Here is a 24,639-nt window from a genome sequence, read left to right on the forward strand (position 1 = left end):
ATTCCATAACCTCGTCCATTCTGACTTATTATATTAATAATAAAATTATTATGCAATAAATCATTAATTGTTACGGATTTAAGATTTTATCATCACTCACTGTTATTATTCTTACAACGATTTAATAAAAATTGAACGATTAAAGAAACGGGCCGACCTGTTGCCGTTTTTTCAGGTCCACTTTTCCAAGCTGTTCCTGCAATATCCAAATGCGCCCAATTTAATTTTTTTGTAAATCGAGAGAGAAAACAAGCCGCTGTAATACTTTTTCCTCCACCGATGCCCACATTAGAAACATCCGCGACGTTGCTGTTAATTTGTTCTTGATAATCATCCCATAATGGTAATGGCCATACCCTATCTTGACTTTCTTGACCTGCTTTCTCTATCTCAAGTGCCAGTTCTGTTGTATTACTCATCATACCGGTGGCTACTGTGCCTAATGTCACAATAATAGCCCCTGTCAGTGTCGCCATATCAATCACCGCTGCCGGATTGAAGCGCTCACTATAGGTTAACGCATCCGCTAAAATTAAACGACCTTCTGCATCGGTATTGATAACCTCGACGTTGAGTCCCGCGAGTGTTTTTACCACATCACCGGGTTTAACTGCACGTCCACTGGGTAAATTTTCAGTTAAAGGAATAATGCCCACCACATGAATTGGCAGTTCAAGCTGAGCAATTGTTTTTAATACGCCGAGCACCGCGGCAGCACCGGACATATCATATTTCATTTCTTCCATACCCAATGCAGGCTTTAAGCAAATTCCACCCGCATCAAATGTAACACCCTTACCGACAAGAACAATTGGTTTTTGTTTCTCCGCACCCAGATATTCTAACGTAATAAACTGAACAGGTTCTTCTGAGCCCTGTGCAACCGCTAATAATCCACCCATTCCTTCTTTTTTTATGGCATCTTCCTCTAAAACATGAATACGAAGTCCTGCTTCATGCGCCAATTTTTTGGCTTGTTCAGCCATCATCTGCGGCGTACACCAATTAGCCGGTAAATTAGCCAGATCTTTTGTTAATTTTATTCCTTCTGTAATCGCTATGGCGTGTTTTATTGTTTCAGAAGAAATTTTCGCAACCTCTTGCAAGGGAACATTAAAAATAAACCGTTTTGATAGTGGAACGCTTTTATTGTTTTTATCTGTTTTTAATTCATCAAAACAATAAAAACAATCTTCAATCAGCTCGATACTTTGACGAATTTGTCTATCGAGATCAGATGATTTTACGGAAATATCTGTTAAAAAACTGGTTATCTGCTCAGCCTGTATCATTTTCAGTGCACAAGCCATCCCACTTATCATTTTACGAAAATCAAACAACGATAAATCGAATCCCTTCCCACAATAAACAAGTAACATTCGGGTCGCTGGAATTTCAGGGATGTTATAAAGCAGAAGTGTTTTTCCGCATTCCTCTTGTAAATCTCCTTTTTCCAAAATTTTTTGGATATAGCCCTGACTTTGATGATCGAACCACTGAGCGGTTCGAGAAAGGCGTTTATCTTGAAAAACAGCAACAATTAAACAATCACTATTGTGTTTAACGAGATCAACGGATTCTATAGTATATTGCATAAGCACCTCAAATTATTTTATTAAAATCAATTTTAGTTCAATGATGTTATTGCTAGATTCAGCACCCTCTTTATGAAATAATCTGAGTTCTTCTGTTATTTTTTAATAAAAATGATTCTCTTTCGCTATTTAACTCGAGAGGTACTTACCAGTCTTTTGCTTATTACTAGCCTTTTATTCCTTATTTTAATCAGTAACGAGTTTGTTCATTATCTGAATCAAGTCGCCTATGGAAAATTTGCAGCAAATATCTTATGGAAGCTTATCGTTTTAGAATCTCCTCGGTTTTTAGCCATACTTCTTCCATTTAGTTTATGCCTAGCTATACTATTCACCTATGGTCGTCTCTATGCCGATTATGAGATGACGGTGCTCAACGCCTGCGGATTCAGTTTAGGTCAATTAACACGATTAAGCCTTCCTTTTATTTTTTTACTCTTCTTCATCGTGGCTGGATTAAGTCTTTGGTTAAGCCCTTCTTTACTCAGTTATCGAAATAAATTACTTACACAAACAGGAATAGCCATAGAACTGCAAACTTTGCAACCGGGCCGCTTTCAACAAACAAACCAAGGTCATCGTATCATTTATGTCGAAAAGGTTTCCACTGATCACCACACTGTAAAAAACATTTTCTTAGCACAAACAAGCCCCAAAGAAGCGTCCCAAGAAATAACGCCCTGGACGATATTAAGTGCTCATCGTGGCTACCAAACCCTTAACCCGCATACCAAAGAGCCCTTTTTTGTTGCCGTCAATGGAAAACGCTACCAAGGAACGCCGGGTCAAACGGAATATTATATTACTGCCTTCCAAAATTATGGAATACATATCAACCTACCCCGTACGACAACCCATAAAAAGCAAGATACTTTATCGAGTATGGCATTATGGAATGCGAGTCCACCGCACAAAGCCTGTTATTTTTCTGAGCTTCAATGGCGACTTTCAGCACCTCTCTCAATTCTCCTTCTTTCTTTACTTGCAATACCTTTAAGCCGAGTAAATCCAAGACAAGGAAAATTTCTTCATGTATTACCCGTCATAGGCATTTATATTGTGTATCTTAATTTATTATTGGTCGGGCGAGACTGGATAGAAAACGGCACTATTTCTTATACCCTCGGTCTTTGGCCGATACATGGCCTGCTTATTCTTACCATCCTCGTGGCTTGGTGTTATGCTTTGGGGTGGAATCACATCAAATATCATTTATTCTGTTTATTTAAACGTAGCCAATGAACATTATCGATCGCTACTTAGGCAGAACCATCATCCATACAACACTATCTGTATTGGGAATATTACTCATTCTGTTCGCGCTGATTCAATTAATTTCAGAAACGCGTGATATTGGAACGGGTCACTATACATTAACCAGTGCTTTTTCCTATGTATTACTGACGTTGCCTTCTCAATTTTATAATTTTTTCCCAATCGCTATTTTGCTCGGTAGTATTCTTGGCTTAAACGTTTTGTCAAAACACAGTGAATTAATGATTTTACACGCCAACGGTGTTTCACTTTATCAGATGGCTTGGAGTTTAATTAAAGCGACTTTATGGATGGTTTTTATAACGGTTTTGATTGGCGAAGGTTTGGCACCCCATGCCGCTCGACTTGCAGAAAGTCATAAATTTTTTCTGACCACCAAAGGACAAACACTAACCACTCAACAAGGATCGGTTTGGATTCGCGATGGACATAATTTTATTTATATCCAATCTATTTTAGATCCCACCCATTTAAATCACGTGAATTGTTATCAATTTGATGATGATAACAATCTCTTGAAAGCAAGTTTCGCCAAACAAGTGAATTATAAGGCGAAGGCATGGCATGCCTATGACATCGCGACCAGCCTCATTACTCTCAACAAAGTAAAGAAAAAATTTATCGCGCATGAAATTTGGCCATTTTCGTTTAGTCCAAAACTGTTAACTATCTCAATTATTAAACCGGAAGAAATGTCATTAAGACAACTGCATGAATATATTCATTACCGCAAAAAAAATCATTTAAATACAAGCCCGTATTCATTCGCTTTTTGGAAACGGATTGTTGAACCTATTTCGTTATGGGTTATGATGTGTTTAGCAATTCCTTTTTCTTTTAAACACCTCAGAACCCTTGCTACCAGTTTAAAAACCCTTGCTGGAATAACGATTGGATTTAGCTTTTATCTTTTAAATAATTTTTTGGGCCCTTTTGCCATTGTCTATCAATGGCCTCCTTTTTTAGCAGCGTTACTCCCGCTCTTTATTTTTATGTTGATCGCTATCCTATTAATGCATTGGACAAGATAAGTACGAGGTTATTATGTCATTATTTCACATTGCTGTCGCACAATCTAATTTCTTAGTCGGCGATATTCAAGGAAATACACAAATCATTTTAGATAACATACAAAAAGCGAAACACGCTTCTGTTGATCTATTAATTTTTCCTGAACTTGCATTAACTGGTTATCCTCCTGAAGATTTACTTTTACGTGAAGATTTTAAACAACAAATCCAACAAGCTTTAAAAATTATCCAAGAAAAGTCAATCGGTGTCACTCTTTTATTAGGCTACCCTGACTTCTCTTCCCAAGGGACTTTTAACGCGGTCAGTCAATTGGAAAATAAAAAAATAGTGAACACATATCATAAACAATATTTACCGAATTATGGCGTTTTTGATGAATGTCGTTATTTTAAATCGGGAACACAACACGGTTTATTTAACATAAAAGGCTTACCCGTTGGTATTTTAATCTGTGAAGATCTCTGGCATAGCCAACCTGCTTTAACACATAAAGAAAACGGCGCGAAATTATTAGTCGTCATCAATGCTTCCCCGTTTGATTATACAAAGGCTCATCAACGTTTAAAAATAGCGACGGCTCGTACCAAAGAAACACATTTGCCTGTTCTTTACGTGCAGGGTGTAGGCGGTCAGGATAATCTCGTATTCGATGGAGGTTCTTTCGCACTGAATGCAAAAGGACACTGTGTTGCAGAAACCGATTTTTTTAAAGAGGACTTATGGTTGGTGGATCTCACCATTCATTCATCCGTCCACTTCGTGCCACAAAAACGGTTAACCAAACCCCCAATCGATGAAGCCATTTATAATGCGTTAACGTTGGCCGTTGCCGACTATGTCAATAAAAATCATTTTCCAGGCGTTTTAATTGGTCTCTCTGGTGGTATTGATTCTGCATTAGTATTAGCAATCGCTGTCGATGCGTTAGGAAGCGATCGTGTGCACGCAGTCTTTTTACCTTCTCGTTACACCTCTCAATTAAGTCAAGAAATTGTAAAAGAACTGGGTAGCAATCTACAGGTCTCTATTGAAACACTATCGATTGAACCTAGTTTTTCAGCGTTTTTAACCACATTAAATTTAGATCCAAAACATCCACCGAAAGGAATTATTGCAGAAAATATTCAAGCACGGTGTCGTGCAGTTTTGCTCATGGCATTATCTAACCACCATGGAAACTTACTTTTAAATTGTACCAATAAAAGCGAGCTTGCTGTGGGTTACGGTACTTTATATGGTGATATGGCCGGTGGATTTTCAGTTCTTAAGGATGTTACAAAGACTCGTGTTTATCAACTCGCGATTTATCGCAATCGTTGCAAAATCTTTCCAAATTCATTAATGACACGCGCACCCAGTGCAGAACTCTTTGAAAACCAAAAAGATGAAGATCTATTGCCATCCTATGCGCAACTTGACCCTATTCTAGAACTTTACATTGAACACGATAAAAGTATTAACGACATTGTTCAAGCCGGATTCCCTCGAGAAATAGTACAAAAAATTATCCATTTAGTGAATAAAAACGAATATAAGCGCCAGCAGTCAGCGCCTGGTCCACGTATTACGCCGCGTGCTTTTGGCCAAGAGCGGCGCTATCCCATTACTTCGGCGTTCTCTAAACAGTTAAAGAAAAAAATTTAATTCGCGTATTCAGATCATTACTCCATAAAAGGAGTAATTTTCAGCTATGAAAGCAGCTTCTAAGGATTTATGAACAAAGATACCAGCAAGACCATCTGAGTTATTAAGAATGTCATCATGAATTTTAATAACTTCTTCAGTAGTTAGCGTTTTTATTAGAAACGCTATAATTTAGTGCTTATCAACTAAGTCCATCACTTCAGTTTCAGATAAATCCGTTAAGTCTTGTATATATTGAATCGATCGACCTTCAGCGATAAGCTTTTTAGCAATATTAATTGCTTTACAATACTCTCCTTCTTGCCGGCCTTCGTACAGACCTTGCTGCCGACCTTCTTGCCGACCTTGCTGTTTTTAACTGCTGTGCTGCGTTCATAATCTCTTCCTCATAGTCTTCGATGGTTTTAAGCTTCTCAATCACCTGGTTCACATTGGCGGTCTCACCTTTGACTAACATATAATATACCAATTGATTGAACAAATCATGATCAGGCTTTACCTGTTTAATCAGCTTTATAATATGATCGGCGATATCCTCTAGATCTCTTGTAAAAATATGTTTTTGAACAATTTCTAAGAAAGCAAGCTGTTTGTGTCGATAGATCTCCTCATCCGGCAGTACATTGAGATCGACAAGCAGGGTCATCGAAGAAATGTGCTTTTGCAAAGGGCGTGTCCTCAACGCAATCGATGAGCTTTAAGCGAAGGGTACTGACCTTTCCCATGGTAGAACAGCATCGAAATAACAACCGGTAATTTTTTGTATCCAAGGTTTAGATGCTGCTGCATAATGGCCACTTTATAGCGGTGCATGCGAAAAGGCATCAGTTCTTCTGCGGTGCTTTGATGTTCGAGATTGAGATAAACATAACCGTGCATCCCATTGACTTTCAACGAGTACAAAATATCAGAATGATGTTGTTTCAGATCCGCGTCGACAAAAGACCCGGGCTCAATCTTTAACGTCGAAAAATCACAGGCTTGTTTCATGTGTTTGGGTAAATAAATCGTGATGAAGTGGGTGGCAACGTCAATATCCGTAAAAAACGTCTTAAAAATGGCATCGTGCGCATTATGAATTTGAATCGACACGGTTTTATTATCCTTATTGTGATTGAGCACAAGAGCATCTTTATTTATAAATTTATTTTAGTTCATGTATTCTCTTTAATCCACCCTAACTTCTGATTTTGCATCCAGTTCATAACCGTTTATTTCTATCGTTAAGATAGAAGTCTGGCTATTGAAATACAATATGGATACTATTTCAAATAGAATCCGGATAATTGAGCCTATAAATGGCTAAACTTTGTCTTGCGAGTGTTTCCAAACCTAAAATACGATACGCTTTAATCATAATCATTAACGCATGCTTCACTTCTGGTGCTCCCTGATATTGTTGTATAATCTCATTCGCACGATTGGCTGCAGCAATATATGCCTTTCTACGAAAATAGTAGTCAGCAATATGTAATTCATAACGTGCAAACAAATTACGTAAATAAATCATGCGTTGACGAGCGTCGGGAACATAAGGGCTATCCGGATAACGGCGAATCAATTCAGCAAATTCTTGGTATGCTAAACGCATGGTACCGGGATCTCGCAACGCAAGATCGATAGGCACGTAGCGTAAATACCAGCCTCTATCTTGATCCATATCCGCCATCGCGCGCATGTAGTACGCATAATCAATATATTGACTATGTGGATATAAATAAATAAAACGTTGTGCTGCTGTTTTTGCTGAAGGTGAATCTCCGTCTTTATAGTAAGCATAAATTAATCCGAGTTGTGCTTTTTCTGAATAACGGTTAAAAGGATATAAGACCGCTAATGCTTCGTAAGATTTAATCGCTTGACTAAATTCTCCATCCAGTAAAGACGCTCTTGCATTTTGATAAACTTGACTGACGGTTTGGCCTTTAAAAGCAATAAATGGATTGTTAGAATGACTCGCACACGCGCTGAGCAGTGCCATTATAAAACCGACTAAAAAAACAATATTAATTTTTTTCACAATACTTACAATAAAGCTATACTTTATTCCTTTTTTAATTGAATGAAGGAATAAGCGACATAAACTATTTAGTTTTTAACCCACATTCAGAAAGTCAAATTAATTTATTATTATTAATTTGACCACACCACCTATTCTATTTAATCTTTTTTACGAAAAATTTCATTTAATTTAAATTTTTCTGCCAAAATAGGGATACCACACCATCCGATAATGGCTTCTATAATAAGGATAACCCCCACTAAAAAAGCAAATAATTTGCCAAGACCCAATAACACACCAATCAGTAGAACAATACCTATCACTAAACGTGAAAGGCGTTCGTTGGATTCAAGATTGCTTACTACATTGAACATAGATAGTATCCTCTATTAAGTCATCATAAAAAGGCTTTGCTCCGTCAGCATTATAGCGCGATATTCTATGAAAAACACAACTCATGTCATAAATTGCCAAGCCATTGTTCCGGAAGATCTGGCTGAAAAACGGCTCGATCAAATTTTAAGTCAATTATTTCCGGCTTATTCTCGTACCCGCTTACAACAATGGATTCACGATAAACGTGTTTTGGTCGATAATGAGTTTAAACGACCGCGGGATAAAATAAAACCAGGCGCTAAAATTACTATTGTGGCCAATCTCCATGAAGCAATCGATTGGGAAGCAGAAAACTTACCGCTTGATATCATTTTTGAAGACGATGCGCTAGTTGTTATTAACAAACCCGCAGGCTTAGTGGTTCATCCTGGGGCAGGAAATAGGCATAAAACACTCGTTAACGCACTACTCCATCATTTACCTGCGCTTAAAAAACTTCCTCGAGCCGGAATCATACAGCGTTTAGACAAAGATACCTCAGGTTTATTAATTATTCCTAAAATTCTAAATGCCCATACTCAACTCGTCAAACAATTGCAAGCACGAACAATGAAGCGTGAATATACCGCCATTATTCAAGGTCTGTTAATCGCTGGAGGGTCTATCAATGCACCTATCGGCCGCCATCCCAAACTTAGAAAAAAAATGGCCGTTACCGAAAACCATGGAAAACCCGCCGTTTCTCATTATCGTGTCATAGAACGTTTTAATCACCATACGCTCATCAACGTACAATTAGAAACGGGCCGCACGCACCAAATTCGCGTTCATATGGCACATATCCATCATCCTTTAGTGGGCGATAAAACCTATTCAGGTCGTTTTCATTTACCCAAAAAAGCAAGCCCATTGCTGATTCATTGCTTACATCATTTTTCTCGGCAAGCTTTACATGCACACTGTTTAGGCATTACACATCCTATTTCCTTAAAACCGATGGAATGGCATAGCCCATTACCTGAAGATATGAAGCAACTTATTCACTGCCTACGAAAAGATAAGTTCGAAAAACTCAATGCTTAATTTAATCATTCCTAACTGGCCAGCTCCAAAATGGATCAAAGCCTATACAACCACTCGACTCGGTGGTTTTAGTCATCCGCCTTATGATAGTTTCAACGTTGCGACGCATGTCGGTGACAACCTAAAAAATGTCATTAAAAACCGTCAACTTTTACAAACGCAGTTCAACTTAAAAAAACCGATTATTTGGTTAAATCAGAAACATAGGAATCGGGTCATTTCAGCCGATTCCTTCGTTAATCTCGACGCAGATGCCATTTATTCACGATCACCTCAAACCATTTGCGCTGTACAAACTGCCGATTGTTTACCCTTATTGATCTGTAGCCCCTCTTATCCTTGTGTCGCAGCCATCCACGCCGGTTGGAGAGGTTTACATCAGGGCATTATAGAAAAAACTATCCACGCATTCGCTTTACCACCCCAGGATATACTCGTTTGGTTAGGCCCTGCGATTGGTCCTCACGCATTCACCGTTGGAGAAGAGGTTTTTGAAGCCTTTGTCAATAAGGACCCTATCGCAGAAAAAGCATTTAAACCTTTAAAAAATAATTCAACACAATGGCATGCCAATTTATATCAATTAGCCAAACAACAGCTATGCCAATTGGGAATAACGGCTATTTATGGTGGTCATTATTGTACTTATTCTGATAAATACCATTTTTTCTCTTACCGTAGAAATCACATAACAGGACGGATGCTAAATTTTATTTGGATAAATTTACCTTAATCTTCACTCAACAAGCATTCAGCTTACATTTTATAAATAGTCCACCTTAAGATAAGTGATCCCCTTTAAATTTTTAGTAAAAACAGCCCTGAATTAAAAATAATTTATTGGATAGGCGTGAGTGACGGCATAGAAACAATGTCCCCTTCTGACTCTTTTACTCCTATTCCTGTAAAAAAACTAGCTGTTGAAAAGGATGGATCCACGCGTGTTTTATCTCTATTTTCAGAACTCTCTTTTTCGAGAGGATTAGGAGCTAACTTTGTAATTGCCATTTCTTTTTTTTCCCAATAAAAAGCCTTGCGCGCCAAATCAATTGAGTTTCTTAAACTCGGTTGTGCATGGGAAAATATCCTTTTAGTCACTCGATACATTTTATAACCTTCAATAAAAATCAATTTAAATAAAGTAGTAATTATATCAAGTAATTATTTTTTTTCAAAAAATAATTTTTAGAGTTACTCTTTTAATTATTTTTTAGAGAATGTCGAAGCGGTTGGAAATAGTTTAACGAGTTTAATTCTATTATCTTTTATTAAAATAACTTCCATCGTTTTATTTTCAAATCGAAATAAAGCTCCTCGTTTTGGAATAACTTCAAGTCTTTCGATAATAAACCCACTTAATGTTTTAGGGCCACGTAAAGGTAGATTTAAATTTAATTGCCGATTTAAATCTCTCAAGGCAATCCCACCATCTATCAAATAACTCCCATCGGCTTGTAATGAAACAGCGCGACGCATTAATGCCATATCCGTCGTAAATTCACCAACAATTTCCTCTAATATATCCTCTAAGGTAATAAGACCCTGAATCTCACCATATTCATTAACCACCAAGCCAATTCGATGTTTTTCACGTCGAAAATTTAATAATTGGCTATTTAATGCAGTTGCTTCAGGTATAAAATGAACTTCTTCTGCTGCTTCAACTAATACTTTTTTACTTAACTGTTGCCTACTTAAGCTATTTAAAACTTTTCGAAAATGTAAAATTCCTATTATCTCATCAATAGAATTTCGATAGATCGGTAATCGTGTATATTCACTCTTAATGAGTTGGCGTAAGATCACTCCCCACGGTTGATTAATATCAATGCCAATAATCTCCTGCCGAGGAATCATAATATCTTCTACAGTGACTTTATCGAGTTCGAGTACTTTGAGTAACATCGTTTTATAATCATTGGGTCTATATCCAGTTCCTTCCCGGAGTAAACTAATGAGTTCTTCACGCGATAATTGCTCGAGGGTCAATTTTGGTATTTTAACACCGACTAGTTTTAACGTCGTATTCGCCAATAAATTGGTGAGCCAAACAATCGGGTATAAAACATAAAGCAAAATAATTAAAGGCCAAACCACAAATAATGCGATGGGCTGGGGATACAACGTCGCTAACGTTTTTGGAGCGACTTCACAAAAAATTAAAACAACAAACGTAAGTCCTAAAGTCGCCAAAAAAACGCCTGATGGTGAGAAATAGTGAAGCACGAGCAGTGTAACCACTGCAGACGCCATAATATCAACAAACGTTCCACAGAGAAGAATAACTCCCAGCAAACGATCCGGTCTTTTTAACAAATCCTGTACGCGTTTAGCCAGCAGATTATGATGTCTTACCAAATGGCGTAACCGATACCTATTAATGGATAACATAGCGGCTTCTGCCAATGAAAAAAATACAGCCGCTAATAACAAAACAACTAATAAACTCACTAGAAATGTAAACGAATAATGCATTACACTCCATTTCATCCTTTAAAGATTAAGCATAAAAATACGCCATTAAATAAACAATACCCATTAAGCTTGCACCCATTAACGTCCAGCTAATTGCTATTTTTCCTCTCCACCCGAAATAACTTCTTCCTATTAAAAGCATTAAAAGAATCCCCCAGGCTAATAAAGATATCAATAATTTTTGATAAACGCACTGCTTGAAAAAAACAGGGTGAAATAAAATGAAGCTCGTTGTTAAAATCACTGATAACAAAATAATAGCGAGCGCAATCAGCTTAAAAAGTTGGATTTCCATCACTTCCAGAGGCGGGAAATATTGAATAAACCCAAAAGCTTGTTTATGCTGTTTAAGTATCCATTCTTGGCCTGCCAATAACAATGCTTGGAGTGAGGCACTCACCAAAACAATCAGCGCTAAAGTTGCAAGAAAACTATGAATAAAATCAGCATAAGGCACCATATTAATCCACCTACTCCTCGGCTAAACGGGTACAATAGCAGAATTTTTCTAGCCATACATCATGGCCTTTCATAAATTTTTGCCATTGAATACGTTTCAATTTACTCTTTAATAAATTATGAAAAATGAAGGCACTATAAAATTATGTTTGACAATTTAACTGCTCGATTAAAACACTCGTTTAAAAATATTCGTGGTCAAGGTCGTTTAAATGAACATAACATTAAGGAAAGTCTACGTGAAGTAAAAAAAGCGTTCATTGAAGCCGATGTCGCCTATCCAGTCGTCAAAGCCATTATTGAACAGGTGCGTCAAGGCGCCATCGGACAAAAAGTCACAGAAAGCCTCGCCCCCGGTCAAGCATTCATTAAAATTGTCAATGATACCTTAACCACCATAATGGGCAGTCATTTGTCTGAATTAAACCTTTCCGCTCAAACACCTATTGTGATGATGATCGCAGGTTTACAAGGTTCGGGAAAAACAACAACCGTTGCAAAGTTAGCCGCTTGGTTAAAAACGCAAAAAAACAAATCGGTGCTACTCACCAGTACTGACATTCACCGCCCTGCAGCTATTTTACAACTTGAAAATTTAGCCGAAAACAGTAATGTACTCTTTCATCCGAGTTGCGCTTCGCAAACGCCAACTTTTATCGTTCAAACAGCGATTCAAACAGCCCGAAATAAAGGGGTAGATGTTGTGATCATTGATACGGCCGGCCGCTTACATATTGACGATAGAATGATGGAGGAACTTCGTACTATCCATACTGTGGGAAATCCTATAGAAACTTTATTTGTACTGGATAGTATGATGGGGCAAGATGCCGTAAAAGTGGCTCAAGGTTTCAATGACGTCATTCCTCTTTCTGGAATTATTCTTAGCAAAATGGATGCTGACGCACGCGGAGGCGCTGCTTTATCCGTAAAATTTATGTTAGGGAAGCCGATTAAATTTATCGGCTCCGGTGAAAAAGTTACAGCACTTGAACCTTTTTATCCTGATAGAATTGCATCCCGGATACTGGGAATGGGTGATATTCTGTCATTGGTAGAAGAAGTACAGCGTCATACGGATCAGAAATCAATACAAAAACTCAATCAAAAATTGCAAAAAGGGAAAAAATTTGATCTGCAGGATTTTTTAAACCAGCTGAAACAAATGGACAATATCGGAGGGATGGAGAAGCTCTTAAATAAGCTTCCTGAAGGCAATAATATGGCTTTGTTAGCCAATGCTAAAAATACACTTAATAAAAAACAAATGTCTCAAATGCAGGCAATTATATGCGCGATGACTCAAAAAGAACGTCAATTCCCAGACCTTATTCAGGGATCGAGAAAACGTCGTATTGCTTCTGGTTCAGGAACTCAAATCCAAGATGTTAATCGATTATTAAAACAATTTAATCAAATGCAAAAAATGATGAAGCGTTTTTCGAAACCTGGCTCAATGACGAAGCTCTTACAAGGGCTTCAGAACCATTATCCGCGATAATCGAATAAAGCCGCGTGGGAAAAAGCCCTTCCCAAACGAGTAAAATTTGCGTAGAATCCAGCCAGGCTTCGTTTATAGCGGTTGATTATTCAAAGTCCGCTCAATGGAGCGCTTAAAATAGACAGAGACAGTAAAAAACAAAGAGGAAAACTTATTCCATGGTTACTATTCGTTTAGCACGAGGAGGTCGTACAGAACGCCCTTTTTACCACATCGTTGTAACAGATAGGCGGAAACCACGTGATGGACGTTACATCGAGCGTTTAGGCTTTTACAATCCTATTGCTTCAGGAAAAGAAGTCGTATTAAAGATTACAGAAAATCGGGTCAGTTATTGGTTATCTCAAGGTGCTCAGCTTTCAGAGCAAGTCTACAGTCTTCTCAAAAAAGCGAAAAAGGAAAGCGCGGGCCTTAATAAAGAAAAAACGGATACAAGTAGCACCGAAACAGATACGAATAAGACCGATTAATCGGTCTCTCTCTTCAGACACCTTGTATGAGATGCTAAATTGATACTGCCGTATGTGGGGGTGTGTTGGTAAGAAAAAAGATCTTGGTAGGCAGTATAGGAAAACCTTATGGCATTAACGGGTGGGTTAAGATTAATTCCTATACAGAGCCTTTTACTAACCTTATCGATTATCGTCCATGGTATTTAGAAGCGCCGGGTAAACGCTCGTCCCCTATTTTAGTCGGTGTAAAAAAATGCTGTTTGCACGGCCAGCAGTTATTAGCATTGTTTGAGAACAGTACAACACCAGAATCTGCTCGTTTTTATACCAATTATAAAATATATGTTGAACGTGATCAATTTTTTCCGTTACACGCCGGAGAGTATTACTGGGCCGATTTAGAAGGACTAAAAGTTTATAATCGCGAAAACATTTATCTCGGTATCATTCAAATTATTTTTGCCACCGGGGCGAATGATGTTTTAGTAATCAGTGATAAAAAAAGATATTTAGTCCCCTTTTTATTCAATCAAACCATTCAATCTATCGATTTAAAAACCAAAATTATGATTGTCGATTGGGATGCTAATTTCTGATGGACATACAGATTATTAGCTTATTCCCTGAAATGTTCACTCCCCTGAATGTGAGTATCCCTGGGCGTGCTCAAAAAAAAGGTTTGATAACGCTATCTTTTTTGAACCCGCGGGATTTTGCACAAGATAAGCATAACACTGTAGATGATCGTCCTTACGGTGGGGGGCCAGGCATGGTCATGAAATTTGAGCCCTTGCATGCCGCAATCAAGATGGCTAAAACCCGTCAGAAACGTTTACATATACCGCCTTTAGTCAGCTATCTTTCTCCCCAAGGAAAAACCTTGAATCAATCCATTATTCAAAAGCTAAGCCGGCGTCGAGGGCTCATTTTAATTGCTGGCCGGTATGAAGGTATCGATCATCGTCTTATAAACACCGACGTTGATGAAGAATGGTCTATAGGCGATTTTATTCTCAGTGGTGGAGAATTAGCTGCGATGTGTCTTATTGACGCCATAACCCGATTACAACCCGGCGCATTAGGCGATGAGAAATCCGCTTCACAAGACTCCTTTCATTCAGCCCTATTGGATTACCCACATTATACGCGTCCTGCAAGTCTAGAGGAAAAAAACGTTCCCGCTGTTTTACTGCAAGGAAACCATACCGCGATTGCACGTTGGCGTTTAAAACACGCCTTAGGGCGAACGTGGCAACAACGACCTGATTTGTTAAAAAAATATATACTTAACGAGCAGGAACAGGTATTATTAGCCGAGTTTATCCGTGAAAATAGTGAATAAAATTGGAGCGAGTGATGAGCAATCTCATACAAATTATTGAAACAGAACAAATGCAGTCAAAACAAGATATTCCTGATTTTCGTGCAGGGGATACCATCGCAGTAAAAATTAAAGTCAAAGAAGGCACACGTGAACGATTACAGTCTTTTGAAGGCGTTGTAATTGCACGTCGTAGTCGAGGTTTCAACTCTACATTTACAGTAAGAAAAATTTCACATGGTGAAGGTGTAGAACGCGTTTTTCCTCTTTACAGTCCTTTAACGGTGAGCATAGAAATTAAACGACGTGGTGATGTTCGAAAAGCAAAATTATATCATTTGCGTCATTTACGTGGGAAAGCAGCGCGTATTAAAGAAAAATTAATTACTGCGATAAACTCAAAAGAAGAAAAAAAAATTCCTTAAACGACACGCTATGTGATAGATTTCATTATGAGCATAGCCGCGTTTTCATGTAAAAAGTGTAGATGTTTTATAAAGCTATTCTTCAAACTCCCATTGGCAAACTAGGTATACTGACAAGAAATCAATTTCTTACGAAAATTGATTTTTTAATGCCTGAAAGCCCGTTAATTGAACCTCAGGATGAAGTACTATCGACTATCGCGACTCAACTTCACTATTATTTTAAATACCCAAATTTTAAATTTACGCTCCCTTATCAACTACAAGGAACTCCCTTTCAAATAAGCGTTTGGCAAGCCTTGAGCAAAATTACGCTTCAAAAAAACATAAGCTATGGAATGCTTGCTAAAAAATTAAAAACAGGGGCGCGAGCTATCGGTAACGCTTGTCGAATGAATCCACTACCGATATTAATTCCTTGTCATCGTGTTGTCGCTCAAAAAACAGTGGGTGGCTATAAAGGGGAAAAAATAGCCATAAAAAAATGGCTATTAACCCATGAAATTTCCTGCCTTAAAAACTAATTTGTAAAAATTTAAATTTAATTAAAAATAATCAATTTCTTTCTGTTTTTAACGACCTCTCAACGCCTGTAAGTTTTTATTCAAAAAATGTGTAAGTTAAAACTGAAGCACTCAACCACCCATTGTAATAAATTTTAAGTTTGTTACTCTATGTAGTGTGTGTTGTTAATGGTCTAAGGTATTAATTTTCGATAATGGTCTTGTTAGGATTTTTTTATTTGAAAGTTAATTAGTTTATCCTTATGTTATATGGAATAGATAAGGATATCTGCACTACATGGATGTAGTATAAGCAGGGATGCTACAAGGACGTTACTCAACACGGATATACCCCCTTGGGCCGTTTTACGGCCCTTTTTAATTTTATTTTTGGAAAGAATAGGACTGATTATTTTAATCCCACCAAAAGCGATGATTTTTTTCATAATAAGTTTCTACTTCTATCTTCTTATTCAGTGCATTTAATTTTAACGTAATGGCTCCTTCTGCTGCTGTATTATAAATTTTAGCACCTAAACGCTGATAACGATTTAATACGATTTGGTGAGGAAAATGAAAACGATTATGAAAACCTGTAGAAAATAAAGCATAAGCCGGCTGTACTTGATTTAAAAACGTTATACTTGAAGACGTTTTACTGCCATGATGAGGAACGACTAAAATCGTACTGAACACCTTGTTCTGTTTAGTACGCACCAAATAATCTTCCGCTTTTTTTTCGATATCGCCGACTAACAAAATACTGTGTAAATGATTACTAATTTTTAACACGCACGAACTATTATTACCTTCATAAACATCATTTGGGGGTGGATATAAAATATCGAAATTAATTCCATCCCATTCCCAATGCATGTTTTCTTTACATAAATCCATTGTTTTTTCTGGGCCTACAATTTTTAAAAACAATTTTTCGGGGATACTACTTAAAATTTTATCGACTTTTATTTGGTGTAAAATGATGTTTGCTCCACCACTATGGTCATTATCACCATGACTGATGATCATCAAATCCACTTTTTTAACGCCAATCGTTTGTAAAAAAGGAAGTACAACTAATTTTCCCGTGTCGAAAGAAGGAGTCAAACGTGGGCCTGTATCATAAATTAAAACGTGATGTTGCGTACGTACTATACTTGCTAAGCCCTGACCTACATCCAGAAGATGAATCCATACATCCCCTTGTTGCGGACCTTTCGCTTCAAAAAAAAACAAAGGCAACGCCCAAATAAAACCTAACCAGCGGCCCGGTATCCCTTTAGGCCCTAAAAGTAATAGGACCGCGATTAAACTAGCAATGAATATCCAGCGCATTGATAAATAACTGTGATATTGGGTGAATGGAATTTCTGAACAAAAACGAAGTATTTTCCAAAGGAATTCAAGTAAATGTTCTGATAAAATTAAGCTAATACTTCCTAACCTAAAACTGATTAAACTTAACAAACTACCAAATAAACTGAGTGGTAAAATGATAAATCCAATCAATGGAATAGCGATTAAATTAGCAAAAAAACTAACCCATGAAATTTGATGAAAAAACAATAACGATAAAGGAATTAATCCCAAACTTAAGGTTATTTGAATGCGACACCACGACTCCCATTTATTGAATGATTTTAGGCGATTAGAAATTGAATAAAAAATTAAAAAAACAGCGAAAAATGACAACCAGAAACTGGCTGACAAAACGACAAAAGGTTCAATCATTAATATCGCTAATAATGTAAAAAAAAATGAATATCCGTTTGTAAAATGTCTTCCGACTATTTTTGCGCTTAAAAAAACAGATAACATGAACAACGCACGTTGTGTTGGAAGAGCAAAGCCAGCTATTGCACTATAAAAAATAGCACATAAAAGCGTTAAAGCGCTTGCAATTTTAGGGGCCGGAATATATAACACAACAGAGGGTATTCGACAACAAATAAAACGAACTAGCCCATAAATAATGCCTGTAATAAAAGCGAGATGTAGCCCTGAAATGGCGAATAAATGATTTGTCCCTGTTCCTCGCATAACCTGCCATTGATCCTCAGTAATTGAAAAACGCACACCGGTCGTTAACGCATTAATCAGCCCTAATAACGGATAATTTTTTAAAATTTTTCTAACATTCGTCGTAATTTTCTCATGCAAATTATCAATAAAATAATGCTTATTTTCAGAATGGATTAAACGGACAGGAAATTTTTCGACGACATAACCTGTCGCACCTATTTTTTGCTGAAATAACTCGGCCTGATAATCAAAACAACCCGGGCTCCAAAATGAACGAGGACGATGAAGTCGCACTGTAAATTGCCAAATATCTCCTTTTTTTAAATTAATTAATCTTTTTGAATTTTTATAAAAATATACCTTAATGCGCGCAATAATAGGGTAGTGTATCGAGACAGAAGTTTCTAAACGTTGAATAAGAAAATCAAAATGCATGATACCTGAATAATTTTCAGGTATCGTTAAAATACGTCCTGTTGCACGAAGCGTCTTCCCTTCTACTTTTTTTGGCAATTGTTGAGAAAGCGAGTGATGAGCAATGATCAATGACCACGAAAAACCTAAACAACACGCTACGAAAAATAAGCTCCAGTTTGATAAAAAATAGTGTTTAAAAAAAGGAAATAGAAAGAGGACGACACTCATTAAAATTAATATATAAGTTAATTTTAATGAAGGTAAATATGAAAATTGGGTGATTCCTACCACACCTATTAAGAACCCTAATGAGAAGCGGGCCATAACTTGCTTAAGTTTTAATTTTTATTTCATTATATAGCGTCTTAGAACAACTTAGAAAGATGATTACAGTAATATCGTTATTATTTTTAACCTACGTTTAGCTTGCCTACAGTAAAGAATGGATTTAGAATAGAAACGGCTTTATTATTTTAGCTCATAAGGAATATGTTGTGCTTAAAAGGATTAAACTTCAAAATTCTTCTTCAGACAATTCTAGCGCTGAAAGTATTATTGAAAAACTGCATGCTGAAAAAATGCCAATAGTGACTAAAAAAGAAACGTGTGTCAGTAATTTTTTTACTCGAATCTTTCAAAAACTAGTCTGTTCACATCAAAATTTTTCAGATGATGAAGATGAAAGTGAAGCGATCATGATTTCCAGACAGTTCAAATAAATTAAACGGTTAATGTAAACTAAATTTTAAAGGTATTGCTAAAATCATAACAACACTGGCAACGAGTCCCGCCGCTGGAATAGTGAGTGCCCAGGCCCACATGATTCGCCGAATAGTCGGCCAATGGGTGTTTAACCAACCGTTCGTTGAACCCACTCCGAGAATTGCGCCAGTCACCGTATGGGTCGTTGAAACAGGAATCCCTAAATCGGTTGCGGCAAATAAGGTAAGCGCGGCACCCGTTGCTGCACATCCCCCACTTAACGGCGTTAACTGAGTTATTTTATTTCCTAAGGTATTGACAATACGCCAACCACCTATCAAAGTCCCTAACCCCATAACAAAATTACATGAAATAATGACCCAAAACGGAATATAAAAATGTCCATTCAAAAGACCCGTAGAAAATAATAAGACCGCAATGATACCCATCGTTTTTTGAGCATCATTTCCACCATGACCTAAACTTAATAAAGCTCCTGCAATAAATTGTGCGCGTCTCGCCCAACATTGAGTTTTACTGGAATCTATATCTTTTAAAAAAGTGTGCGTCAATTTTATTAACAACCAACTGATGGATAGCCCTAATAAAGGCGATAAAACGATTGCTATCAATACAGGTAATAATCCATGCCAGTTTAAAACATGCCAGCCTCCTTCCACCAAAGCTGCACCCACTAAGCCCCCTATTAATCCATGAGATGAACTGGAAGGTAAACCAAAATACCAGGTTAAAAGATTCCAAATAATCGCTCCCATCAGTGCTGCAAAAAGTACAAAAGGGGAAATGATGTGGGGTTCTATAAGCCCTGAACCAACCGTTGTTGCCACGTTTAAATGGAAAAATAAGAACGCAATAAAGTTAAAAAATGCAGCCCATAATACGGCGGTTAAAGGTTTTAAAACCTTTGTTGCAACCATAATGGCGATAGAGTTCGCTGCGTCGTGAAAACCGTTAATAAAATCAAAGATAAATGCTAAGACAATAACAAAATAAATAAATACTAAAGTGCTCGTCATAAAGCATTTTTTCCATTATCTAAATTTGATATTAAGTATACACGACGCAAATAGTATTGGCACGCTAACGGTGCGAATTCATTTTCATAAAGCAAGTCGTTTAGTAAGTTATATTGCATAGAGAGTTAGAGTTAAAACTTATTTGAAGTTGTTATTATAATAATCCACACAATCGCTTATCCTTAAAATTTCATATTCGACAATCGCGTTTCTTTACGCTAAATAGTTTACAATGTTATTGGTTAAATCGGCTGCGCTTATGATACCGCTTATTGAATTAGTTCAACAACTTGTTGCAAAACCCTCTGTAACACCCAATGACAAGGGCTGCCAGTCTCTATTATGTCAGCATTTAAAATGTTTAGACTTTGCGATTGAACACTTCCCTTTTGCAGAAGTCAATAATTTTTGGGCTAGACGCGGAAAAAAATCTCCTTTATTGGTGTTTGTTGGACACACGGATGTCGTTCCCGCAGGTCCTTTAGAAAAATGGGAAACTCCCCCTTTTATGCCGACTATTCGCAATGGCCAACTTTATGGACGTGGTAGTGCTGATATGAAAGGGAGCCTGGCTGCAATGTTAGTTGCTTGTAGAAAATTCATTCATGATTATCCTCATCATCATGGTTCAATTGCTTGGTTAATTACAAGTGATGAAGAAGGTCCTGGTATCCAGGGTATCGCGAAAGTCACTGAAGTACTTAAAAAAAGAAACGAAAAAATAGATTATTGCTTAGTGGGTGAACCTACTTGTGAAAAAAAATTAGGGGATACTTTAAAAATTGGCCGACGTGGTTCTTTATCCGCTCATTTAATAGTAAAAGGGAAACAAGCCCATATCGCTTATCCCCAATTATCTGAAAACCCTATTCATCAATTTAGTCCGCTTTTAGTTGAATTATTACGTACCGATTGGGACGACGGAATAAAACACCCTCATTTTCAACCCACTCGTTTACAATTCTCCAATATTCAGGGAGGCGTTGGTGTCAATAATGTAACCCCAGATTGTTTAGACGTTAAATTTAATTTTCGTTATTCTCCCGGAACCACTTCAATAAAATTAAAAAATACAGTAGAAAATATTTTAAAAAAATATCTTCTGAAATATCAAATCAATTGGGAAGAAGGTGGGTTTTCTTTCTTAAGCCCTTCAGGCCAATTACGGTTAGCCTGCCTTGATATTATTAAAAACATAACGGGCATAGTGCCTACAATTTCTACGACAGGCGGTACCTCTGACGGCCGTTTTATAGCCTCTATGGGAGCAGAAATTGTTGAATTTGGTCCTTGTAATCAGACGATCCACCAGATTAATGAATGTGTTTCCATTGAAGAACTCGAGAAACTATCAAAAATTTATGAGGAAATCTTAAAAAAAATTTTACTTCAATCAACTCAATAAATGAAACGCCAAAAAAAAGCAGCCTGGAAGCTGCTTTTACGATATTCCCATCTCTCGTTTATGTTATGAAAGAAAGTGTGATTGTGACAACCATGCCTTGTCAGGATAGTAAGCAAACAATAATGTACGGTTTTTAATCGAATGGATTAATGAATCGGCAACCGCTGGACTCACTGCAAAACAACCCCAACTTCGTCCTAAACGACCATGTTTATGTGCAAATTGCGCCGTAGCATAATTTGCTCTATGAATAACAATATCCCGTACTTCTGCTTTATCGTTAAATCCTTTTTCTAATCCTTTTAACTTTAATGAAGTACCGTGCTTACCCTGATAAACCGATTCAGTTAAAAACACACCGAGACTAGATTCTAAACTTCCTGATCTATCAGAGAACGACGTAGCATAATTTCCACCACTATTCTTTCCATGAGCAACATACTCATTAAAAAGCACTGAACGATTGTTCAGATCGAATACCCATAATCTTTTTTCTGTTGATGGCTTAGTGTAGTCAACAATTGTTAAAATCTGCTGTTTATCTAAACCTTCTTTTCTTGCTTTGTTATAAGCTTCCAAACCTAATTTTAATACTTTAGGGTTAAGTCCAGGAGCCTGCCCACTAAACTGCTGCAATTCAGTCTGCAGATTAACATCTTTGTTTAATGGGCTCGCATGAACAGTCATCACAAAAAGACCACTTGCTAACAGTAATAAACTTGTTATTTTCTTTAATATCACTATTATCCCCCTTCCTGTTTTTAATAGAAGAAGGCGTACTATAGCATATTTCGATCAATTTTTGAACGTATTTTGCCTTATTTTATAGGTAAAAAGCTTACATACTGTGCGTTTTTCAAACATTCAGAAACAAAACTTTCACGACTAAGGCAACCCAGCCTACCGCAAATAAAGCGATTACTTTCTTATTCATATAAATAAAAAGAGCCAAAAATGTTTATACCCATACGCTATGAAGAAATCACTTCACTTTTCGAGGTCTTCCGCGCTTACGAATGCCGGTTTTCATATTAAGTTGATGCTTTCCTCGATTTGTTAACATTCTTTTTGCTTTTCTTTTCATTCCTTTCGCTTTTGCAATTTCTAACGCCTTGAAGTTAGCTTCCATTTTTTTGTGTTCAATTTTAACAACTTTTTCTAATGCTTTTTGATAAGCCTCTTGTTCGGCAATTTTTAATTTCTCTTTAAAATTGGCTTTGAGCAAAGCAATCTTCGCACGCAACGCTTTTTGCGCCATGCGAGCATTCAGTGCCGCTTTACTACGCTGCATTTTTTTAGCTGCACTTAATGGAGGTCTACCTCGTTTCGTTTTTTTTTGCACTTTAATGGTTGTCATATGAATTCCTTAGATTCAATATTATAGTAAATAATCAGTATACCTACTTAAAACTAAGTGGTATAACCCCTAAATAGATTTTTATTATATCGATAAATGAGAGATAATTCAGCACTATTTATCATTATTAAAAAACTTACTATTTTTTAGGTTTAAATAAATTAAATTTATAATGTTCATGTTCTATAAAATAGATGGGGATTTTATTATCTTTTTTCAATTGGTTTATAATTTCTTTTTGGAGAACCCACATATAATTGTCGAGGTCTTGCGATACGTAATTTAGGATCAGACATCATTTCTTCCCATTGTGAAATCCAACCTACTGTACGGGCTAATGCAAAAATTACTGTAAACATATTAGTAGGAATCCCTAAAGCACTTAAGGTAATACCCGAATAGAAATCGACATTAGGATATAATTTTCTCTCAATAAAATAAGGATCTTCTAAAGCAATTTTTTCTAAAGTTAAAGCAAGCTTAAACAAAGGAACTTCTTTTTGATCCGTTTCTTCCAAAACGTCATGGCATGTTTTTTTCATTACCGCCGCACGAGGATCATAATTTTTATAAACACGATGTCCAAAACCCATTAAACGAAAAGAATCATTCGGATCCTTTGCTTTTTCGATGTAATGTTTAATCCGTGATATCTCTCTAATTTCATGTAACATATTTAAACACGCTTCGTTAGCGCCACCATGCGCACGTCCCCAAAGCGCGGCTATTCCTGCAGAAATACACGCATAAGGATTAGCACCCGTTGAACCTGCAAGTCTTACGGTAGAGGTCGATGCATTCTGTTCATGATCCGCATGCAGAATAAAAATTTTATCTAACGCACGCGCTAAGAGAGGATTCGGTGCACTCGCTTCAGTGGGGACACCAAACATCATATGCATAAAATTTTCGGTATAGCTTAAATGATTTAGTGGATACATAAAAGGTAACCCTGTTGCATACTTATAAGACATTGCTGCAAGTGTCGGCATCTTAGCAATTAATCTGAGAGCGGCTAATTCACGATGTGCTTTATTATGAATGTCTAACAAATCATGGTAAAAAGCAGAGAGCGCCCCAACAACACCTAACATAATGGCCATAGGATGGGCATCTCTGCGGAATCCATGAAAAAAATGACGTAATTGTTCATGAACCATCGTATGTTGGTTAATAGCGCCATTAAAGCTTATTTTTTGAGCTTGATTCGGTAATTCACCATGAAGTAATAAATAAGCCACTTCGATAAAATCCGATTTTTCCGCGAGCTGACAGATGGGATAGCCCCGATACAGTAAAATACCTTTCTCACCATCAATAAACGTGATTTTAGACGCGCAGGATGCAGTCGATAGGAATCCTGGATCATAGGTAAACCGATTCACTTTTGCTAATTGAGTGACATCGATAACTTCAGGTCCTAACGTTCCTTTACAAACAGGTAAGTGAATAGGAGGTACATCATTCACTGTTAAAATTGCAGTGGGAGAGGATACGTCTTTAGTCGTTACTTCCGCAGATTGAGTCATAATAGCCTCTGTGAATTTATAAATTTAACGTCCTACGCCAGTTAAACTAGCAATTGCCTAAAAAGCG

Annotated in this window: 26 protein-coding genes; 13 read left to right on the forward strand and 13 right to left on the reverse strand. The window is 37.1% G+C overall.

Annotated elements, in window-relative coordinates:
• Window positions 1-92 precede the first annotated feature (92 nt).
• Window positions 93-1,595, reverse strand: a complete 1,503-nt coding sequence (locus RICGR_RS05415) for a leucyl aminopeptidase (protein ID WP_006035847.1) — start codon at window positions 1,593-1,595, stop codon at window positions 93-95.
• Between the two features lie 111 nt (window positions 1,596-1,706).
• On the opposite strand from RICGR_RS05415, the gene lptF reads away from it, so the two are divergent.
• The 3 genes from lptF to RICGR_RS05430 are packed head-to-tail and all read left to right on the forward strand — an operon-like array spanning window position 1,707 to window position 5,546.
• Window positions 1,707-2,837, forward strand: coding sequence for an LPS export ABC transporter permease LptF (gene lptF / locus RICGR_RS05420; RefSeq protein WP_006035082.1), 1,131 nt, complete (start codon window positions 1,707-1,709; stop codon window positions 2,835-2,837).
• Window positions 2,834-3,901: an LPS export ABC transporter permease LptG gene (lptG, locus tag RICGR_RS05425; RefSeq protein ID WP_006035919.1), complete on the forward strand. Its 1,068-nt coding sequence runs from the start codon at window positions 2,834-2,836 to the stop codon at window positions 3,899-3,901. The genes lptF and lptG overlap by 4 nt, the downstream gene beginning before the upstream one ends.
• A gap of 13 nt (window positions 3,902-3,914) precedes the next feature.
• Window positions 3,915-5,546 carry an NAD+ synthase gene (locus RICGR_RS05430; RefSeq protein WP_006035330.1) on the forward strand — a complete coding sequence of 544 codons (1,632 nt, stop codon included), beginning with the start codon at window positions 3,915-3,917 and terminating at the stop codon, window positions 5,544-5,546.
• A 283-nt stretch (window positions 5,547-5,829) separates the two neighbouring features.
• Here RICGR_RS05430 and RICGR_RS08055 read toward each other — a convergent pair whose 3' ends face one another.
• From RICGR_RS08055 to RICGR_RS05445, 4 genes are all read right to left on the reverse strand, one after another.
• The gene (locus RICGR_RS08055) at window positions 5,830-6,213 is read right to left on the reverse strand and encodes an Rpn family recombination-promoting nuclease/putative transposase (RefSeq protein ID WP_275113644.1); all 384 of its coding nucleotides are present in this window, start codon (window positions 6,211-6,213) and stop codon (window positions 5,830-5,832) included.
• An 11-nt stretch (window positions 6,214-6,224) separates the two neighbouring features.
• On the reverse strand, window positions 6,225-6,638 hold the full coding sequence (locus RICGR_RS08060; RefSeq protein ID WP_050764018.1) for an Rpn family recombination-promoting nuclease/putative transposase: 414 nt from the start codon (window positions 6,636-6,638) through the stop codon (window positions 6,225-6,227).
• A 175-nt stretch (window positions 6,639-6,813) separates the two neighbouring features.
• Window positions 6,814-7,566: an outer membrane protein assembly factor BamD gene (locus RICGR_RS05440; RefSeq protein WP_006035647.1), complete on the reverse strand. Its 753-nt coding sequence runs from the start codon at window positions 7,564-7,566 to the stop codon at window positions 6,814-6,816.
• A 140-nt stretch (window positions 7,567-7,706) separates the two neighbouring features.
• A complete protein-coding gene (locus RICGR_RS05445; protein ID WP_006035140.1) occupies window positions 7,707-7,922 on the reverse strand; it encodes a YgaP-like transmembrane domain in 216 nt (71 codons plus the stop codon).
• A 67-nt stretch (window positions 7,923-7,989) separates the two neighbouring features.
• Here RICGR_RS05445 and rluD point away from each other — a divergent pair, with 67 nt between their 5' ends.
• Both rluD and pgeF read left to right on the forward strand, forming a co-directional pair.
• The gene (gene rluD / locus RICGR_RS05450) at window positions 7,990-8,967 is read left to right on the forward strand and encodes a 23S rRNA pseudouridine(1911/1915/1917) synthase RluD (protein WP_006035504.1); all 978 of its coding nucleotides are present in this window, start codon (window positions 7,990-7,992) and stop codon (window positions 8,965-8,967) included.
• Window positions 8,960-9,700, forward strand: a complete 741-nt coding sequence (gene pgeF / locus RICGR_RS05455; protein ID WP_006034846.1) for a peptidoglycan editing factor PgeF — start codon at window positions 8,960-8,962, stop codon at window positions 9,698-9,700. Before rluD ends, pgeF begins: the two co-directional genes overlap by 8 nt.
• 104 nt (window positions 9,701-9,804) lie before the next feature.
• On the opposite strand, the gene RICGR_RS05460 is transcribed toward pgeF, so the two are convergent.
• The 3 genes from RICGR_RS05460 to RICGR_RS05470 all read right to left on the reverse strand — a co-directional run bounded on the left by RICGR_RS05460 (window position 9,805) and on the right by RICGR_RS05470 (window position 11,902).
• Window positions 9,805-10,074 (reverse strand): hypothetical protein, encoded by a 270-nt coding sequence (locus RICGR_RS05460; protein ID WP_006035104.1) that lies wholly within the window; start codon window positions 10,072-10,074, stop codon window positions 9,805-9,807.
• Window positions 10,075-10,170: 96 nt separating this feature from the next.
• On the reverse strand, window positions 10,171-11,442 hold the full coding sequence (locus RICGR_RS05465; protein WP_006035757.1) for an HlyC/CorC family transporter: 1,272 nt from the start codon (window positions 11,440-11,442) through the stop codon (window positions 10,171-10,173).
• A 25-nt stretch (window positions 11,443-11,467) separates the two neighbouring features.
• A complete protein-coding gene (locus RICGR_RS05470; RefSeq protein ID WP_006035700.1) occupies window positions 11,468-11,902 on the reverse strand; it encodes a cytochrome c biogenesis protein in 435 nt (144 codons plus the stop codon).
• A 144-nt stretch (window positions 11,903-12,046) separates the two neighbouring features.
• Here RICGR_RS05470 and ffh point away from each other — a divergent pair, with 144 nt between their 5' ends.
• The 6 genes from ffh (at window position 12,047) to RICGR_RS05500 (ending at window position 16,124) form a co-directional block, all read left to right on the forward strand.
• Complete coding sequence (gene ffh / locus RICGR_RS05475; protein WP_006035191.1) at window positions 12,047-13,402, forward strand: signal recognition particle protein; 1,356 nt, start codon at window positions 12,047-12,049, stop codon at window positions 13,400-13,402.
• A 158-nt stretch (window positions 13,403-13,560) separates the two neighbouring features.
• Window positions 13,561-13,872, forward strand: a complete 312-nt coding sequence (gene rpsP, locus RICGR_RS05480; RefSeq protein ID WP_006035131.1) for a 30S ribosomal protein S16 — start codon at window positions 13,561-13,563, stop codon at window positions 13,870-13,872.
• Between the two features lie 65 nt (window positions 13,873-13,937).
• Window positions 13,938-14,450: a ribosome maturation factor RimM gene (rimM, locus tag RICGR_RS05485; RefSeq protein WP_006035767.1), complete on the forward strand. Its 513-nt coding sequence runs from the start codon at window positions 13,938-13,940 to the stop codon at window positions 14,448-14,450.
• Complete coding sequence (gene trmD / locus RICGR_RS05490; protein WP_006034913.1) at window positions 14,450-15,196, forward strand: tRNA (guanosine(37)-N1)-methyltransferase TrmD; 747 nt, start codon at window positions 14,450-14,452, stop codon at window positions 15,194-15,196. Before rimM ends, trmD begins: the two co-directional genes overlap by 1 nt.
• Window positions 15,197-15,210: 14 nt before the next feature.
• On the forward strand, window positions 15,211-15,600 hold the full coding sequence (gene rplS, locus RICGR_RS05495) for a 50S ribosomal protein L19 (protein ID WP_006035592.1): 390 nt from the start codon (window positions 15,211-15,213) through the stop codon (window positions 15,598-15,600).
• A gap of 62 nt (window positions 15,601-15,662) precedes the next feature.
• On the forward strand, window positions 15,663-16,124 hold the full coding sequence (locus tag RICGR_RS05500) for a methylated-DNA--[protein]-cysteine S-methyltransferase (protein ID WP_006034827.1): 462 nt from the start codon (window positions 15,663-15,665) through the stop codon (window positions 16,122-16,124).
• A 393-nt stretch (window positions 16,125-16,517) separates the two neighbouring features.
• Here RICGR_RS05500 and RICGR_RS05505 read toward each other — a convergent pair whose 3' ends face one another.
• On the reverse strand, window positions 16,518-18,866 hold the full coding sequence (locus tag RICGR_RS05505; protein WP_006035432.1) for a DNA internalization-related competence protein ComEC/Rec2: 2,349 nt from the start codon (window positions 18,864-18,866) through the stop codon (window positions 16,518-16,520).
• Window positions 18,867-19,036: 170 nt separating this feature from the next.
• On the opposite strand from RICGR_RS05505, the gene RICGR_RS05510 reads away from it, so the two are divergent.
• On the forward strand, window positions 19,037-19,261 hold the full coding sequence (locus RICGR_RS05510) for a hypothetical protein (RefSeq protein ID WP_006034923.1): 225 nt from the start codon (window positions 19,037-19,039) through the stop codon (window positions 19,259-19,261).
• Window positions 19,262-19,270: 9 nt separating this feature from the next.
• Here RICGR_RS05510 and RICGR_RS05515 read toward each other — a convergent pair whose 3' ends face one another.
• Complete coding sequence (locus RICGR_RS05515; protein ID WP_006035541.1) at window positions 19,271-20,281, reverse strand: inorganic phosphate transporter; 1,011 nt, start codon at window positions 20,279-20,281, stop codon at window positions 19,271-19,273.
• A 259-nt stretch (window positions 20,282-20,540) separates the two neighbouring features.
• Between RICGR_RS05515 and dapE the strand changes: the two genes are divergently transcribed.
• Complete coding sequence (gene dapE, locus RICGR_RS05520; protein ID WP_040615593.1) at window positions 20,541-21,686, forward strand: succinyl-diaminopimelate desuccinylase; 1,146 nt, start codon at window positions 20,541-20,543, stop codon at window positions 21,684-21,686.
• 63 nt (window positions 21,687-21,749) lie between these two features.
• Here the strand turns inward: dapE and RICGR_RS05525 are convergent, their stop codons facing one another.
• The 3 genes from RICGR_RS05525 to gltA form a co-directional block, all read right to left on the reverse strand.
• The gene (locus RICGR_RS05525) at window positions 21,750-22,427 is read right to left on the reverse strand and encodes a murein L,D-transpeptidase catalytic domain family protein (RefSeq protein ID WP_006035364.1); all 678 of its coding nucleotides are present in this window, start codon (window positions 22,425-22,427) and stop codon (window positions 21,750-21,752) included.
• Window positions 22,428-22,668: 241 nt separating this feature from the next.
• The gene (locus RICGR_RS05530) at window positions 22,669-23,043 is read right to left on the reverse strand and encodes a hypothetical protein (RefSeq protein ID WP_006035936.1); all 375 of its coding nucleotides are present in this window, start codon (window positions 23,041-23,043) and stop codon (window positions 22,669-22,671) included.
• A gap of 206 nt (window positions 23,044-23,249) precedes the next feature.
• Entirely contained in the window at window positions 23,250-24,572 is a 1,323-nt protein-coding gene (gene gltA, locus RICGR_RS05535; RefSeq protein ID WP_006035764.1) for a citrate synthase, read from the reverse strand.
• Window positions 24,573-24,639: the final 67 nt, after the last annotated feature.

This window comes from Rickettsiella grylli (assembly GCF_000168295.1).
Classification (GTDB): Bacteria; Pseudomonadota; Gammaproteobacteria; order Diplorickettsiales; family Diplorickettsiaceae; genus Aquirickettsiella; species Aquirickettsiella grylli.